This window comes from Candidatus Zixiibacteriota bacterium (assembly GCA_040753495.1).
Taxonomy (GTDB): Bacteria; Zixibacteria; MSB-5A5; order GN15; family PGXB01; genus DYGG01.
Map to the genome: position 1 here is coordinate 1 of JBFMEF010000175.1, position 16,137 is coordinate 16,137.

Genomic DNA, 16,137 nt, shown 5'->3' on the forward strand with positions numbered 1-16,137 from the left:
GTGTAAGCGGCATGAAGCAAGGCCCGGCCGAAGTTTTCGGCACATTCGGGGCGACTGGAGCAGAATTCGGAGAAATCGATAAGCTGACCGGAGGAATCAAGGGATATTTTGTACACCGCAAAGGGGAATCTGAGACTTCTTTCGCCGATTTTGAAGAAGCAGAAATAGGGGGGAAATTTTTCCACCCGGGGCATCGCGACGTTATTAAGTGAAAACGACTTCTCCAGAAGGTCGCGTCGCACCACCCCGACTTTCTCAATAACAGGCAGTGCGAGGATGGCGGCTGGACGCTGGCGAGGACTGATATCAAGGAACTGCTCGCTTGCCAGGAACAGCTCTGCAGGAAGTAGGTACGGAATACTTTTTCCGTCAATAGCGGCAGGGCGGAATTTAAGGGCATGCAGGGACTTTCGGAAGTAACTGAGCACTGGGTCATGGGCAAACGGCAGAAAACGGAGAGAATCGACCTCGCCGCTATCGGAGAGGTAGAATGTCAGTTCCAGTTTTGCAGGATATGAAACTGTCGGAATAATATCGCCGGGCAAAAGCCAAAAGTCTGCCTTCAAACCGCCCAGCGCAAGAATCGGCGCGGGATTAAGAGAGTCATCAGGATTCAGCGCCGGTGTCGGGATAGTCAGCCCCAGGTCAAAAATCAGGTCATCGGAAGCGGCCTCTGTCGCAAGAAGAATTGCGGCAAAGATTAAAAGAAAAATGCGGCTCATATAGTACTGATTATACTCAAACGGTTCAGGAAAGAGAAACGATATTTACTTCTCACTCTCGACAAAAAGGGTAGCAAATAATCGGTGCGGGGCTTTACCGCTGGCAATTCTGAGAGCGAGCGCCAGCAGGATGAGCAGCCCGAGACCAAGAAGCAGAAAATCGAGCCAACCGGTGAGCGGAAAGAGCATGGCGCCGAAATACGATAGAAAAAAGGAGACGCCAAAAGCCGGCAAAGCAAATTTCAGAACGGTCAAATAATAGACTTTCCAGTCAATACCGAAAACCGGATTTACTGAGAACGGCAATACCAGCAGGTAGATGACAGTCAGCGTGACAGCCGTGGCGTAGGCGACCCCGTAGATGCCAAAGGGACCGATAAGAAGCAAACTCAGGGCAATCTTGACAGCGGCCTCGGCGATAAGGAGTTTAAGAAGAATTCTGGGCCGGTCGGTGGCAAAGAGGATTGATTCGGTGACAGACTGCGGTAGAAATAGAGCAGTCGGGATAATCAGAATGGTCAGCAGTTCGGCCGACGGCAGGAAAGAGTTCCCCAGCCAGAGTTGAAAAAAAGGTTGAGCCAGAATGATGGCGGCTCCGGCAATGTAAAAAGTCAGGAAATAGAGATATTTCAATCCGCGGAGATAGAGAATGCCGATTTGGTCGGTTCTCCCGAGCGCTTCCAGATGACTCACTGTCGGGCGAAGCGGCACGGCTATGCCGTTTATCAGGTTGCGAAAGGCGACCAGCGGTATTAAGGCGGCGGCATAGAGGGCGACAGAGGTGAGGTCAAGAAAGTATCCGAGGATTAGGTTATCAATATTGGCGATGAAGAGCCAGACTACCGAAACGAAGAAAACTAACCGGGAGTAGTTGAAGAGTGACCGGAAGGTCTCGGCGCTTTTCGTGTGAGGCTGAAATCTGAGCGCAGGGACTGCTCGTTTCAGAATGAGGGCGCTGATTACGACTCTCAGGATAGTGAAGACCAAATAAACTGCCGCCAGCAAAGTGATGCCCCCACCGGATGATAACACCAGCAGGATAGCGACACTGCGCAGGAGGTCTTCGGCAATGGCAATATAATTGGCCAGGTCGTATCGATGAAACGCTCCCAGAGTGCCGCTGTAAGGCAGCATCAGGAAATTGAGGGCGGTGTTGAGAGCAATAATAAAAAGGACTATCTGCGCCTCCGGAAGGAGAGACTCCGGGATTTCGAAAAGGCGAAGCGCCCCGAAAGCGATGGCGGCCGCCAGTATCATGATAGCGGAGCCAATCATAAAGAAGACTCTGAAGGAGCTATTTATGATGTCGTTAATCTTGTCACTGTCGCCCAGACTGAGAAATCGGGATATGAAACGGTTCAATCCCTGCTGCATACCGAGGTCGCAAATGGTCAGGTAATTTATGAGAGAGAAAATGAGCGCCCAGACGCCATACCGCTCCTGCCCGAGCGAACGGATGATAACCGGATTTATAAGAAAGACCAGCGCCATCCGAACCGCCAGACTGAGCCAGGAGGTCATGACATTGCGGGGATAACGGGCGGTAACGTCTGTCATACAGAAGGAGAATATAAGAATTTCGATTTCATAAAAGCGACCAATATTATGCCCTTTGCTTGCGACCATGGATGATTTGACTTGTCAATTGCCGAGAAATCAGTTAGATATGCTTGGAATAAACCCGGAGAATTCTAATGAAAACAAATTCGAAAAAACGTTTGCTGATGGCCGAGGACCTCTGCCGTCTCAAAATCATCACCAGACTGGCCATGTCGCCGGATGAAACCAGAATTGCCTACACGGTCGAGACGATTTCCGAGGACCGTCGCAAGTATTTTGCACATATTCATATGTATGAAGTGCGCACCCGTCAGAGCCGCCAGTTTACTTTCGGCGAAGTGCATGACGGCAGCCTTTCCTTCTCGCCGGATGGCAGTCAGATTGCATTTGTATCGACCCGCAATAAAAAGACCGGCATATATCTGATACCCTCCGACGGCGGCGCGGAAAAAAAGATTGCGGAAGAAGACGGTTCCTTCTCCAAACCGGTCTGGACGCCTGACGGCAAAAATCTGGTCTTCTCCTTCCGCTACAGCGATTCTCATAAGGAATCCGACGAAAAGAAGAAAAGCGAAGCGCCGGTGTACCGGCATATCACCAGGTTGATGTATCGTCTGGATGGAGTCGGCTTTCTGCCGCAAGACCGTTTCCATATCTGGAAACTGGAGATAGCCTCCGGGCGAATGACACCCCTGACCAGGGGGAAGTATGACGACCTCTATCCGTCAGTCTCCCCTGACGGCAAGATGGTGGCATTTGTCAGCAATCGCTCGGAAGACCCGGATATTAATCCCCTTCGGGAAGACTTGTACCTGGTTTCAATTGCGGGCGGCAGGGAAAAAAGAGTACCGACACCGGCCGGTCCGGTAGCTTTTCCCACATTCTCCCCGGATGGAAAGAGGATTGCCTATCTGGGACACCAATATCCCGATGACGCTTGGGGAGTGCACAATCAGCATATCTGGACGGTCGGTCTTGAGGGAAAGCCGGCGGCAAAAGATATCACGCCGAGATTTGACCGTCAGTGTCTGGACCAAACGATTAACGACCTGGGCGAGGGACATGATTGGCCCGCGCTGTACTGGTCGCCGGACGGCAAGCGGATATATTTCACCGCTTCCGACACCGGCAGCACTCATCTCTTCTATGTCTCCTCGCGAGGCGGCCTTCCGACTCGAATAACCAGGCAACCCTGTCATATTCGGTCGTACAGTCTCAACGGCAAGATGCGGTATTTTGCCGTCAACAGGCTCGACCTGCGCACCCCGGGGGATATTTATATCATCCCGGCCCGATATGAGGGGGACCGCGAAGCGGTGCGGCTGACGGAATTGAATAAAGAGTTGCTGAACGGCATCAAGATTCCGACTGTTAAAGAAGTCTGGTTCAAAGGGTACGACGGCACCGACCTGCAGGGGTGGCTGGTAACCCCGCCCGAGATGAGTCGCAATCGAAAATATCCCGGCATACTGGAGATTCATGGCGGACCGCGGGTGCAGTACGGTTTTACCTTCTTTCATGAGATGCTCTATCTGGCATCGCGGGGGTATGTAGTCCTTTACACTAATCCCCGCGGGGGCGCCGGACGAGGCGAACTCTGGGCCGGTTCCATTGTCGGGGACTGGGGAAGTCTCGATTATATCGATTGTATGGCAGCCGCCGACTATCTGGAGCGATTGCCATATGTCGATAAGAAGCGACTGGGCGTGACCGGTGGCTCCTACGGCGGTTATATGACCAACTGGATAGTAGGTCATACCGACCGTTTTCGTGCCGCGGTAACCCAGCGCTCGGTAGTCAACCTGGAAAGTTTCGCCGGCTCCTCTGATATCGGTTTTCTCGACCGGGTGGAATTCGGAGGACATCCCTGGGAAAACCCCGACGGGTACCGTCGCATGTCGCCCTTGACTTATGCCAAAAAGGTCAAAACGCCGCTTTTGATTCTGCATAATGAAAGCGACCTGCGCTGCTCAATCGAGCAGGCGGAAGAACTCTATGCCACCTTGAAGTTGATGAAGAAGCGGGTGGAATTTGTCCGTTTTCCGGAAGAACCGCACGGACTATCGCGGCATGGAAGGCCCGACCGCCGTCTGGCGCGACTTGACTGGATTCTTAAGTGGTTTGACCGATATCTGAAGTAACGAAGTTCAGAAGCCGTGCTCCTTCAGAAAGGACTCGGCTTCACTCCGGGAATCGAAAACCGGGCAAGCCTCTTCATAACCGCTGTGGGCAATCATCCGCTGTAGCTGTTTCTTGGTGACCGGATTGTCCACGACATAGACCGAATAGACGGCATTATGCTCGTGGCACCATTTGATATGGTCGCCAATCACATTAATCATCTCCGGATAGGATGATTTCCAATTCTCGAGATTTATAAGTTTTGCCCATTTCTTGCGCAGGAGCGGCTTGACCACCTCGGCAAAGTGAGTATGATATTCCTCGGCAGTCTCTTTTTTCCAGATACCATATATCTTAGAGCGGATTAATTTCCGCTCGGTGTCAAGGTCGATATTGAAATTTAAGGTAAAAGACATCGGCTCCTCCAGATTCAATGAGGATGCATTAAGCGGGAAGTTAGAATCCATTTTCTTTAAGATATTTATCGCCTTCCGACAATGATTTGAAAATTCTGGACATCTCCCCGGTTCCGCCGATAGAAAACATCCGTTTCAGCTGATTCTGGGTTACCGGGTTTTCGATAATATTGACGGAAAGAACCATGCCGTTTTCCCGGCACCATTCAAGATGCTCACCGATAACGTCGACCACCTCGGGGTAGGACGAGCGCCAGTTGTTGAGGTCAATCAGTTTCGCCCACCTGCCGCCGGTCAAGGGAGCCGCCACTTTCATAAACTCCTCATGATAGGAGCGGGCGGTATCTTCTTTCCAGATACCATAGATTTTTTCCTTGATTATCTTCCGCTCCAGGTCGGCTTCGATTGTGAAATTCATACTGAATGTCATTATGACCTCAGTTAGTCCTCGTAAGAATTCGGTCTGTTACTGATGGCGATTAGAGTAAACGAACCTGACAATCATATCTTAAACATTTATACCAGTAATGTCAAACAATATTTCCACCGCTGGGCCGCATTCAAGGCTCTGGCTTTATTGAATGCTCGACGGTGTAACCGAAGAGATAGCGTTCCCGCTCCGGCAGCATCAGAACAGGCTGGAAGCGGCGAAAGCGCGCGCTCACCTGCTGCGAATTTAGATTCATTTGCTCCAGATTATACTTGGTAATCACCAGATAATGCGCTCCGATGCTATCGGCGTACTGCTCCACCGTTTCAGGATGAAAGTTCCCGCTCAAGCGCTGCTCGGTTCCCCACCAGCAATAGATGCGGAACTCATCTATGTAGTCGAACACCATATCAAAGCGGCCTATCACCACCGCCCCGGGCGTCATTTTCTCCGCCAGCATCCGGCTGGCTTCCAGTTCGCGGGGAGCATGCCAGTCCACCGACGCCGCCCTTCCCAGAGCGTAGAATCCATAACCGATAAACAGTGCCAGGCAGAAGAGGTAGATGGGGCGTCTCAGTCCCGAATTGGTGTCGCTGTCGCTTATGATTGACTCAACTGTAAGAGATACGCCGATAACCAGAAAAGGAATAAGAGGAAGATAATATCGGGTTATTTTGGGGAACGGCGCAATTGCCAGAAGAAGGAAGGCGATGAGCAGATATTGCCAGTAGAAACGCCCGGGAAGTTTCCGAACCTGCCGAAAAGTGGCAACGGCCAGCAGGAATAGAAGGCTGATACCGATGACATCGCCGTTGCGAAATATCCGCTTATGCTCATTTAAGAGATTGAGAAACGGTGTCCACCAGCTGAACTGAAGTTTGGAAGCCATAATGCCGTTGTCGGCAAGTTGCCGCAGAAAGAGTTCGTCATCGGTGATGAAGCCGGAGATATATGGCGCGAATGTCAGCAGCGCCAGAAGCGCCAGAATGAGCCCCGGGATAATCTTCTTATGAAAAATAAGAGCAAGAGATCCCGCTGCGGCAAAAATCATCCCTAAAGGATGGGCCAGCCCTGCAAAGCCGGCGGCGATTCCGGCAAGGGCGGCTGGAAACAATCTATTTTTTTCCGCCGCAAAACGGGCAAGAAGATAGGAGGCAAAACCAAACAGGGTCAGGAGAATTTCGGGGCGGAAAATACGCATCGCTTCCCAGAATTGGGGTACCCAGAGAAGCAACAAAGTCCCGACAATGCCGACCCGCCAGTTATACAACTGGGCAAGCGCCCGAAAAAATACCAAAAGAAGGGCAAAACCGGCAAGGATGGAAATGGCGCGGAGGGGGTAAAGCCCCCAGCCGAACAGCTTCACAAATATTCCCCCCAGCCAGACCGGCAATTTGTGATATATGACAATTTCGCCGTCAAGGGGGGGGTAATCGGCGAAAAGGTTGTTGGTGACGATACCGTCTCTCTGCAGAGTATAAGCCTGCTCCCCGATCCAGGCCTCATCGATATGAATAGCGCGGTTGCGGAAAGCGAGCGGGAAGGTAATCAAAAAATATATAGCAAGAAGCCCGGCGAGAAAGTACTGAAGATATCGTCGGTTGAAAAAAGTAGCAGGCAAATTCCGTTCCACCTCGTTCTGAACTCGAAATTACATTGCCGGCGGAGGGACCGAAGTCCCGCGCGCCAACGGCAGGGAATCAACGTTTAAAGTGGGGGCTAAGTCAAGCCATTAATTGCAGGCGCCGTCTGACATATAAAATAAAAGATGCCGCCGTTTCCGGCGACATCCTTCTGGGAGGGACTATGTGTAAGGCACAAGTTTATACGCAGATAGTTTCCGTTGGTTGAAAAAAAATTTAAAAATCTATCGGAAATTGAAATTTATCGCCAGGTTGATATCCTGCCCCAAAGATGGATAGTCCCCGTCTTTGATACTGCTGCCGAACTGGCGGGATGGTTTCTGGTCGAAAATGTCGTTGATATTTAACGAGATATCAAAAATCTCCCCGATGGGTCTATGAACTCCGAAATTGAGCACCACCGCCTCGGGAAGTCTCTTTTCGGTGTACGATATAAGGCTGTTAAAGAGGCTGTCGAATGAATATTCGGCAAAATAAGCCTTTTTAGTCGAGGTGAAGACCGCCTCCAGGAAACCGTTGATATATGCCGTTTTGGCATTAATGGCAGCACGGGCTTTAAGCGGCGGGACAAAGGCAGCATCCCGCTCCCTGGTCTCAAAACGCTGCGTGCCATCCCCGCCGGAAAAGACCAGTTCTTTGTTTTTCTGGCGCGCCGACTGGGCGGTCAGTTCCAACTCCAGCGACCAGGAGCGGTAGGGGCGAAAAGTAAATCCCAGATCAGCCCCAAAGGTCTGGAATCGATTCAGATTAGAAGGGGTCCAGCGGGGGGAGCCAAAGGAATTATCCTCCCCCAGCGGCGCCCAGGTAATTAAATCCTTTACCCTCCGGTAAAAGAGACTGGCGTTCAGCATGGCAGTAGTGTCGATTCTACCTGTCACCGTCAGCGCCAGATTATTTCCTTTTTCCGGAATCAGACCGGGGTTGCCGACCGAATATTCATCGCGGGGCCAGTACAGGTCATTGAATGACGGGAGGCGGAAAGCGCTTCCGATTGCCACCGCCAGCGACCAGTCTGGGTTGGGATAGAATTTCAGACCGCTGTTGAAAGCTTCATAACTCTCGGAACCGTTTACCAATTGGAGCCGCTCTGAAAATTCGATTTCCAGCCGGTCGTGCAGGAAGATTGACTGCGCTGACCAGACGGCGTAGATATCCCGATGATGATGACGGTCGGAGCCGCTCTCGAGAGCGAAGCTGGAGCCGCCGCTTCGGTCATAAGTGGTAGAACTGGTGCTGGTGGAGACTCGGGATGATGCCGACAGAAATTCAAGACCGCCGGAGAGAGTAATCTCCCCCAAATCAAAACGGACTGCTCCCTCGATTCCGGAGTTCCGACCGACATTCCGGTTCCGGTCGGTGACATCGATAGAATCATTGGCGAAACCGAGGTAGGCGTACCTGCCGAAATACTCGAGGGTCCGCTTGTCATAAAACAGATTGAAGTCAGCGGAAAAGGGGGCGTTGGGGCGGGGGGCAATCTGAAAGCGAGCATCCAGAGAATGAATGAAGTCCCGCTGGTGATTAACGTTGGAGAACGAATGGCTGTCACCGTAGTAGGGAATTGCTCCCGGGTCCGGCACCGGTCCCGGCAAACCGACCGAGTCCCGAAAATATCGATACGAAACGGCGCTCTCCCAGTTTCTCCGGGCCGGGGCATAAATCAATTCCCCCTGGAAAAGATTTCGTCTGACTCCGGAATTGATGCGGGCGTTGTCGCCGACGGCGCCTTCATGAAGCAGATTCAATCGCCAGTCAGAGATAGCCGGCGCCATCCGAAAATAATAATCGAGATAGCCATGGCTCCCGGCCGAAAAACCGCCGCCGTAATGGCGGAAATAATCTTTGCGCGAAATGAGATTGATGACGCCGCCGATGGCGTCGGAGCCGTAAAGCGCCGACTGGGTCCCTTTGACAATTTCGACCCTCTCCAGTTCCGCGGCGGAGAATTCCGCCAGGTTGAAACCGCCGGTGGCCGGATTATAAACGGGACGACCGTCGCGCAAAAGCAGGATTTGGGAGGAGGGCGCACCCCAGATAAGAAGATTACTGAGATGCCCGGTTTGTCCATATCCGGTCAGGTCGATGCCGGCAACACCGTCAAGTCGGCGGGAAAGGTCGGCGGAATGTATCCTGCCGTTAAGGCTCAGAGTCCGCACCGGCCAGCTGACTTTTCGCGCCGGCGAGGGGAAGCGCTCGGCGGTGACAACGACCGTGTCGGGGAGTTGGAATGGTTCCTCTTCGCTGGCGCCGTGTCCCATCGCTACGGCGCAAAGCAGCATCGAGGTAACCAGAAAGAGAGGACGCATGGAAACCTCCAAAAAGAAAACCCGAGCGACTGCCGGGCGGGAGGTCTGCTAATTCTTAATTGTCCTGTCTGCCCGCGCAGTCAACGGGTGCCGTTGAGAAACAACGGCGCCGTTACATTCCGGCAGGTTTTCTGACTCTGCGGCATCAGGCCTGACCACGACTCCTTCCCCATTCCAAGTCAGCTCGGAATGAGTGGTTTGCTGTCGAAGCAGTAGCCGCTTACAGCAGCGGGGCTGTGACGGACTTACACCGTCTTCCCTATTACCCCTCACCTTGAGGGCACCGGAACAGCTGGCTTATTAAATATCGTCTGAGATGTAACTTGTCAATCAAAAAATGAGGTGGCACATTTGGGCGCCGAACCGCTCTTATAGAGATAGGCAATCAAGTAGGTGGCATCCAGTATCCCCAAGGAACCATCCCCGTTGGCATCGCCGGTGAAATCCGGGTCAGGCCGGGGGACATTCCGGTAGAGATAAGAGATGATAGCGGTAACATCCAGTATGTTTATGGTATGATTGCCGTTGGCGTCTCCCCAGATGAAAGCGATATCGACCTGCGGGTCGCAACAGGTCAGAAGCGGAAAGCCATCAGGTAGGCAAGAGATACCGCTCTTGAAATAGCAATAGTATATGGCAAAGTCGGCGCTGTCTATGATACAATTGCCATCCAGGTCGGCCGCCCAGGGAGCCGGAATGGTATACCCGCAATTGGTGATACCCCTGGCAAGGGCGACCATGTCGGCGACGGAGAGTGAAATGCCATCATTATTGACATCACCATCCCCATAACATTCCTGCGCGGATGCGAAAGGAGGGGGAATCAGAAGTACCATCATAATGGGCAGGAACGCCAATATTGATTTGAACTTCATATTTACCTCCGGAGAGGAGTTCTACAGGTTTTTGCCGTGAGTAAAATGATATTACTATAATCAATATACGGCGAGAGGGCCGATAGTCAATCCCAAAGTTTCAGGGAGGTGGTAAAGGCAAACGTCCGAAGAATTTACGAAAAGGTTTCTGCCGGCGCCGTGATTAATGCGGAAGGCATTGCGGCTCAGGACCGTCTTTGTAAAGGTAGCTGGTCAGATAAGCGACATCGATAATATTACAAATTCCATTGGCATTGATATCGGCAATCCAGAGCGGTTCCGGGACAGGACCGTTCTTGTAAAGGTAACTGATAAGCGCTGTCAGGTCGAGAATATTGATTTCCCCGTTTTTATTGAGGTCGCCCGGGGCATGGTATCGGATGAGCCGGACCCGGCAGCAGGTCGGCACCGGATAGCTGTCAAAGCAGGAGACGCCGGAGATTATGAAGCATTGGAGAAGGGAGAAATCGGCGCTGTTGCCGATGCAGTCGTTATTGAGGTCGGCATTTATCGAATCGGGAGGCGGCGGTCCGCATCTATAAAGGAATTCCTCAAAATAGTAGAGATCGGCAAACGAGCGAACCGAACCATCGCCGTTGATATCGCCATTGCCGTAGCAATCCTGAAGAATCTGCGATGGGGCATAGGTTTCAGAGTGCAGACTGGGCGAAAGAGACCCTAAAGCAAAGATGATAAAAAAGATTGAAATTACTTTTCTATTCATACGCCTTACCGATTATTAGACGAAATATAGGGGATAAAGTTGAAAAAAAACGAGAATTATAATAAGGGGATGTTAATTTGCGCTCCTGCGCCAGGAAATGCGTCAGGTCAGGCGCCCCGGCTTTCTCTCCCGTAATTCCCCGCACACACTGGAATCCAGAAAGTACTTCTAAGTTAAGCCCCCGACCTGGCTGGACATATCTCAGATGGTCTTGAACTGAGGTAGCTGCCCATTCTTGGCACTGGTAACTGCCATCTACTAGCATAAAAAAGGCGTCCCGCCGGACGCCTTAGAATTCTGAGTGATTATCCGGTGCTATTGCTTCTTGAAGCGGTAATAAATAACCATCACCATCCCAAGGAAAATCAGCGTGGTGCCGAGCCAGAGAAGATTGATGGCCGGTTTGCGGGAGATATCGAGAATCACCCGGTCGGGAGCGGAATGCTCAATCAGTCCGGGAATCGAGAACGACACCGCCCCTTCTCCGGCAAAGACCTGCTCGATATGGACATCATAACTCTTGCTTCCGGTCAACTTGGCCGGCTCGGAGAGCATATTCGGTCCTCCCTGGGCGGCGTTGGGATTGGAGACCAAACGCGGCAATAGAGTATCGATTCTGCCGTTATGTGTCACTTCCAGAATGGCGCCGACCGAAATCCCTTCAGAGGCGCCGTGGGAGCCCATATCGAAATTGATAAATTTGAATTCGAAATCTTCGACTCTGGCGCTCTCCCCTTTGGCCAGTTTCAGACCGGGCGAGTGCGGCAGCTCCTGAATATCCTGCGGCGAGATATATAAGTCATAAAATAATGATTTCTTTATAAACGGCTTTTTCATCATGCTTTCCATCCGCTGGATATAGAAGAACTTGGGGCGGGCGTCAACCTGACTGCCGTTCTTTTCCAGAGTGAGAAGGATTTCGTTATCTTTCTGCATGATACTTCCGCCGGTGCCGTGATAAGCGATAGCGTAATCGAATGCGGCGCTCTGCTGATTGCGGGGGATAACCACCTGCTCATTGACCGAGAAAGCCGAGGAAGCGAGGATACCGACCAGCATCAAGCCGAAACCGAAATGGCAGAGATGTCCTCCGGCCAGGTCGGGACGTTTCGGTAGATACTGGACGATTATATTCATATGGGCGCCGGCGGCAATGAGCGCCGCGGCAATGAAGAACAGATATTCAATCTGCCTGACTCCCAGAAACAGCGCCACGATAATACCGATAGCGGCCAGAATGAATCCGCGGGTGACATGCTTAAGAATCGATTTCTCGCTCAAATAGATTATCATTATCGATAGATATATGAGGGCGGCGATAGCGATGGTAATACTTATCAATTCCAGAAGAAAGAGGGCGCCGGATATAACCAGCGCGATTATCACGGCAATCAGAGCACGTGATTTCATATTTTCCACTTTAAGCCCGGGACCCATCAGAATCGGACTGAAGGTCAAAAAGAGGCTGATGATGATGGCAAAGGGGAAGGCAAAGGCATTGTAGGTCGAGACATCGGCCGCCGACGGATTGGGAGTCAGATAACGGGTGATAAGCGGCAGCGATGACCAGAAGAGGACGACCAGTCCCAGAATGACAAATAGCGCCATCCCGCTGAACATGATAAAATCGCGGGAGAAGATATTATAGTTGAGCGGCTTGCCGACCTTTTCGGGGGTTCGGCTGAATAAGAAAACTGTCAGGCCAAGCATCAGATATCCGAGCATGAAGCCGACCAGGATTCCGTTCATACCGAGGTCCACAAAGGAATGGACGGAGAAATCTGCGAGCACTCCCGAGCGGGTGAGAAAGGTGCCATAAATTATCAGCAGGAAAAGCGTCATCGAGACCAGCAGATTGGCGCGACGCAGAGCGCCGGTCCGCCGCTCGACAATCATCCCGTGAATAAGACCGACCGAGGTCACCCAGGGAACAAAGGAGGTATTCTCAACCGGGTCCCAGGCCCAGTAACCGCCCCAACCAAGAGTTTTATATGCCCAGTAGCCGCCCAGAACGTTGGCAAGGATGAGACCAAAGGAGGTCATGGCGACATACGGGAAAGTGACTTTCAGCCACTGAGAGAAGTCTTTTTTCATCAGAGCCGCCAGCGCCAGGGCGAAAGGAACGCCGGCCATGGCAAAGGCGCAGAACATAATCGGCGGATGAATTACCATCCAGGGGTCCTGCAGAAGCGGATTGAGCCCGGCCCCTTCGGCTTGCGCAAAATCCAGAGTGCGAAACGGCGAGAGGGCAAAGACCATTACGGAAAAAAGAAACAGATGCACCAGCGAGTGGAAGAACATCCCCCAGTTGGTATATTGTTTGGCGCGATATAAAATGAAAAGCCCAAACAGCGAGCTCAAGACAGCCCAGAGGAGATAAGTACCTTCCTGACCGCCCCAGAAGGAAGAAAGCAGATAGAAGAAAGGAAGGTCGCTGGAAGAATATTCAACGACATACTTGACGCTGAAATCGTGGGTGAAAAACAGATAGTACAGAATAGCCGCTGCAAACGTGACAAAGACAATCTGCAGAGAATAGGCTTTACGCCCCAGTTCGAAGAGGTTTTTGCGTCCCAGAGCGGTGAGCAGAAAAGAGACACCGCTGATTATCATCATGGCGAACGCCAGGAAGAGCGCCAGACTGCCGACATGCGGAATAGACATATAAATCCTTTATTATGAACCGGTAGTTCCGGCCGACTCCATCGAGTCTTCTTCCATTCCCTGATATTTCGAAGGGCACTTCACCAGAAGTTTATCGGCTTCGAAACCATCAGCGCCCGGCTTTCCTTTGACCACGACCTGCGTGGCCTGTTCGAAATTGCCCGGAACAACCCCGTAGTAAACCACTTTCATTTTCTCCGCGGCTTCGGGGTTGGAAGCCTCGGCGTCGAAAATAGAGAACTCTAATCTACGTTTATCGGCATCATAGCGATAATCATTGAAATCAATATTGCCCAGAACCTGCACCGTCTTATCCGACTGGCGCGCTTCAGCTATCGTGACATACTGCACCGTGGTCTTCAGGAAGGCCGAGGCACCCCAGACGACAAAGAGAAGTATGACAGCGACGCCGATAATATATTTAACTTTCATTTTTTCCCTCCAAACGGCGAACTTTACGGTCTATCGAAAGCAGGTATAAGAATATACCCAACCAGACAATCAGGGTTACCGCCATTACGACATAATTGGCATCCATTACTTATCCTCCAACAATCTTTTTTCATATATGTTCTGAAGTCTTACAGAAAGGTCATAAATCCATACGAAAAGAGCGGTAAAAACAGCCAGCGAAGTGAAAAAGATAAGGCTGACCGTCCCCCCCATAGTCAGTTTGCCGCTTTTATCCACAACCGAATCGGTCGGATGTTGCGAAAATGAGGGGTAGATACGCGGCAGAATGAAAATCAGGAAAACCGCCGAAACGGCAAATATTATCGAGAGAACGGCCGAAAGTGTCGCCCGCTGGTCGGGGTCAGGAAGAGCCGAACGGAGGGCGAAATAGGCGCCATAGATTATAAGCAGAATAAATATGGAGACCTCCCGTATCTCCGACCAGTTCCAGAATTCTCCCCAGGTCATCTTGGCGAAGATGGAGCCGGTGACCGTAGCCAGAATAGCAAACATCAGTCCCAGCCGATTGGCGGTGACCGCTTTTATATCGAATGCCATATTCTTGGTTTGAAGAAAGCGAATAGAAAGGAACATCGACATCAAGAAAGCCAGGGTCGCCACCCAGGATTGAGGGACATGGAAATAGAAAATCCGATAGACATCGACCGGACCAAGAGTGTTGGCAGGGTTCATCGGCGAAGGGGTAATAAACGCCATCACCACCACAAAGGACATCGCCAGAAAAATCAGTAATTTCCAAATCATACTTTTTTTCAACCTAACTACGCAGGTTATACCTCATAATAACAACAATAATGGTAAAATCCAATCTTTTTTGTATTCTTTTATTATTGTCGCCAGACAAAATCGAATAATAAATAGGATAATATTATCATTACAACATCATAGGCAACAAGAAGTTGCATTGGGGCCGCGATATCTTTAAACACCCCTCCCAGGAAAGCCGACTTTGTGATTTCTATCACAGCTATTAGAAGCGGCATCAGTACCGGAAAGGAGAGGACCGTAAAGAGGGCGCCTTTGATAGTCGCCTTGGATACAATGGCGGCAATAATAGTCGTCGCCCCGGCTAAGCCAATGTTTCCCAGTAAGATAGCATAGAGGAAGAAAAGCCAGTTAGCCGGTTCGGTCTTAAGGAGGATAATAAAAAGCGGCACCACGATGACCGTCAGGGCAAAAAGGAGCGCCAGGTTGAAAAGCAGCTTGCCAAAAAAGATGACTGTGCCATCAGACGCCAGTTTCAGAGCCAGTGCTGTGCCGGATTCTTCTTCTTTGATAAAGACCTGCGCCAGTCCCGACATGGCGGCAAAGAAAAGAATTATCCAGAACAGCGCCGCCATTACCTCTTTGGTGGGTGAAAAGGCCCCGACGGCAAAAGAGATAACAGTCAGGGTCACCAGAGCGAACATCAGGATGGCGTTGATGGCGTATCGTGTCCGGAATTCGGAGACGATATCTTTTTCAGTAACAGCCAGAACTCTACTGACCCAGTTGACAGAGTCGTTCCGCAAGGGCGTACTCCTCCTTCTCATTGGTGGCGATTATCAGAATGGTACTCTTTCGGCGTGATTCGATTATATCAGAAACAGCCTTTTTCCCGGACTCATCGAGGTTCGATGATGGCTCATCCAGCATCAAAATTTCCGGATTCTTGGCGAGGGCGACGGCGTACTTTAGACGCTGCAGCATTCCGGAAGAATATGCCGAGACGAAATCATCCCCTCTCCCCTGCAATCCGACCTGTGCCAGAAGTGATTCGATCTCCTGGTCGCTGATATTATCGCCGTTGACTTTGGCGAAGAAGCGAAGATTCTCTTTTCCGGTCAGCGAACCATAGAGAGAAAGATAGGGGGAAACCAGCGCCAGCCGGCGACGGTAAGCGTCGAATTCGAGCGGTTTGCCGTCATCGGAGAAGACCACTTTCCCTCTGGTCGGGATATTCAAGCCTATTATCAATCGCAGCAGGGTAGATTTGCCGGAGCCGTTCGGTCCGACAATGGCGATAGACTCTCCCGGTGTCAGCGAGAAATTGATATTCTCGAACACTTTTCGGGCGCCAAACCGTTTGGCGAGATTCTGGACGTCAAGTTTCAGCATTCCTGTTTTGGTCCCGTCGTCATTTGTGCGTTAGGGGCGACCCTCGCGGTCGCCCGAGTGAAATACCGCTTCGCGGCATTTCGCGGGCAGGGATAAACCCTGCCC

15 protein-coding genes and 1 riboswitch are annotated in these 16,137 nt (G+C 51.3%); of the genes, 1 reads left to right on the forward strand and 14 read right to left on the reverse strand.

Annotated elements, in window-relative coordinates; all coding sequences use genetic code 11:
* Positions 1 to 722, reverse strand: a 722-nt coding sequence (locus AB1690_11445) for a hypothetical protein (protein ID MEW6015925.1), incomplete at its 3' end; no start/stop codon positions are given.
* 45 nt (positions 723 to 767) lie between these two features.
* Positions 768 to 2,348: an oligosaccharide flippase family protein gene (locus tag AB1690_11450; GenBank protein ID MEW6015926.1), complete on the reverse strand. Its 1,581-nt coding sequence runs from the start codon at positions 2,346 to 2,348 to the stop codon at positions 768 to 770.
* A gap of 68 nt (positions 2,349 to 2,416) precedes the next feature.
* Here AB1690_11450 and AB1690_11455 point away from each other — a divergent pair, with 68 nt between their 5' ends.
* Entirely contained in the window at positions 2,417 to 4,423 is a 2,007-nt protein-coding gene (locus AB1690_11455) for a S9 family peptidase (GenBank protein ID MEW6015927.1), read from the forward strand.
* A 6-nt stretch (positions 4,424 to 4,429) separates the two neighbouring features.
* Here the strand turns inward: AB1690_11455 and AB1690_11460 are convergent, their stop codons facing one another.
* The 12 genes from AB1690_11460 to AB1690_11515 all read right to left on the reverse strand — a co-directional run bounded on the left by AB1690_11460 (position 4,430) and on the right by AB1690_11515 (position 16,032).
* Positions 4,430 to 4,819, reverse strand: coding sequence for a hypothetical protein (locus AB1690_11460; GenBank protein MEW6015928.1), 390 nt, complete (start codon positions 4,817 to 4,819; stop codon positions 4,430 to 4,432).
* Positions 4,820 to 4,859: 40 nt separating this feature from the next.
* Positions 4,860 to 5,249 carry a hypothetical protein gene (locus AB1690_11465; GenBank protein ID MEW6015929.1) on the reverse strand — a complete coding sequence of 130 codons (390 nt, stop codon included), beginning with the start codon at positions 5,247 to 5,249 and terminating at the stop codon, positions 4,860 to 4,862.
* A 130-nt stretch (positions 5,250 to 5,379) separates the two neighbouring features.
* Positions 5,380 to 6,870, reverse strand: a complete 1,491-nt coding sequence (locus tag AB1690_11470; protein MEW6015930.1) for a glycosyltransferase family 39 protein — start codon at positions 6,868 to 6,870, stop codon at positions 5,380 to 5,382.
* A gap of 246 nt (positions 6,871 to 7,116) precedes the next feature.
* Complete coding sequence (locus AB1690_11475) at positions 7,117 to 9,198, reverse strand: TonB-dependent receptor (protein ID MEW6015931.1); 2,082 nt, start codon at positions 9,196 to 9,198, stop codon at positions 7,117 to 7,119.
* Positions 9,199 to 9,301: 103 nt separating this feature from the next.
* Positions 9,302 to 9,501: riboswitch (cobalamin riboswitch) on the reverse strand.
* Positions 9,502 to 9,524: 23 nt separating this feature from the next.
* Positions 9,525 to 10,073 (reverse strand): dockerin type I domain-containing protein, encoded by a 549-nt coding sequence (locus tag AB1690_11480; protein ID MEW6015932.1) that lies wholly within the window; start codon positions 10,071 to 10,073, stop codon positions 9,525 to 9,527.
* Positions 10,074 to 10,236: 163 nt separating this feature from the next.
* Entirely contained in the window at positions 10,237 to 10,797 is a 561-nt protein-coding gene (locus AB1690_11485) for a dockerin type I domain-containing protein (GenBank protein MEW6015933.1), read from the reverse strand.
* A 315-nt stretch (positions 10,798 to 11,112) separates the two neighbouring features.
* Positions 11,113 to 13,461, reverse strand: coding sequence for a cytochrome c biogenesis protein CcsA (ccsA, locus tag AB1690_11490; protein ID MEW6015934.1), 2,349 nt, complete (start codon positions 13,459 to 13,461; stop codon positions 11,113 to 11,115).
* Between the two features lie 12 nt (positions 13,462 to 13,473).
* Complete coding sequence (locus tag AB1690_11495; GenBank protein ID MEW6015935.1) at positions 13,474 to 13,893, reverse strand: cytochrome c maturation protein CcmE; 420 nt, start codon at positions 13,891 to 13,893, stop codon at positions 13,474 to 13,476.
* Complete coding sequence (locus AB1690_11500; protein MEW6015936.1) at positions 13,883 to 13,999, reverse strand: CcmD family protein; 117 nt, start codon at positions 13,997 to 13,999, stop codon at positions 13,883 to 13,885. The genes AB1690_11495 and AB1690_11500 overlap by 11 nt, the downstream gene beginning before the upstream one ends.
* The gene (ccsA, locus tag AB1690_11505) at positions 13,999 to 14,679 is read right to left on the reverse strand and encodes a cytochrome c biogenesis protein CcsA (GenBank protein ID MEW6015937.1); all 681 of its coding nucleotides are present in this window, start codon (positions 14,677 to 14,679) and stop codon (positions 13,999 to 14,001) included. The genes AB1690_11500 and ccsA (AB1690_11505) overlap by 1 nt, the downstream gene beginning before the upstream one ends.
* 83 nt (positions 14,680 to 14,762) lie before the next feature.
* Positions 14,763 to 15,446 (reverse strand): heme exporter protein CcmB, encoded by a 684-nt coding sequence (locus AB1690_11510; GenBank protein MEW6015938.1) that lies wholly within the window; start codon positions 15,444 to 15,446, stop codon positions 14,763 to 14,765.
* A complete protein-coding gene (locus AB1690_11515) occupies positions 15,415 to 16,032 on the reverse strand; it encodes an ABC transporter ATP-binding protein (protein ID MEW6015939.1) in 618 nt (205 codons plus the stop codon). The genes AB1690_11510 and AB1690_11515 overlap by 32 nt, the downstream gene beginning before the upstream one ends.
* Positions 16,033 to 16,137 lie beyond the last annotated feature (105 nt).